Genomic DNA, 487 nt, shown 5'->3' with positions numbered 1-487 from the left:
CAAGAACCTCGAGATCCCGAACGCCTCCACCACCACCGGAACCACCGCGGGCCAGTGGAGTGACACCGGCTGCGCCTGCCAGCGCTGGAACCTCACCCAGACCGCCCTGCCACCGCTGGGCACCGGACAATACGTCCTCGTCAACAAGAACAGCGGCAAGTACCTCGACATCCCCCAAGGCTCCACGGCCACCAACACCGCCGCCCAGCAGTGGCAGAACTCCGCCTGCTTCTGCCAGCTGTACACCTTCCAGTCCGCCGGCGGCGGAGCCTGGACCATCAAGAACGCCAACAGCAACCTCAACCTCGACATCCGCAGCGCCTCCACCACCGCCGGAGCCGCCGTCGTCCAGAACACCCCCTCCACCGCCAACTCACAGAAGTGGACCCTCACCGACGCCGGCAACGGCTACTACGAACTCAAGAACGTGGGCAGCGGCCTCAACGCCGGCGTCGCCCAGTCCTCCACCAGCAACGGCGCACCCGTC

General features: G+C 66.7%; 1 protein-coding gene. It reads left to right on the top strand.

Going from position 1 to position 487, the window contains the following annotated elements; translation table 11 throughout:
• Positions 1-487: RICIN domain-containing protein (locus tag ADK57_RS15370; RefSeq protein ID WP_199830585.1), on the top strand; the 487-nt coding region annotated here is incomplete at both ends.

It is taken from the genome of Streptomyces sp. MMG1533 (assembly GCF_001279775.1).
GTDB lineage: Bacteria > Actinomycetota > Actinomycetes > Streptomycetales > Streptomycetaceae > Streptomyces.
Note: the sequence above shows the minus strand (reverse complement) of the source record. Positions and strands in the feature narration are given on the sequence as shown.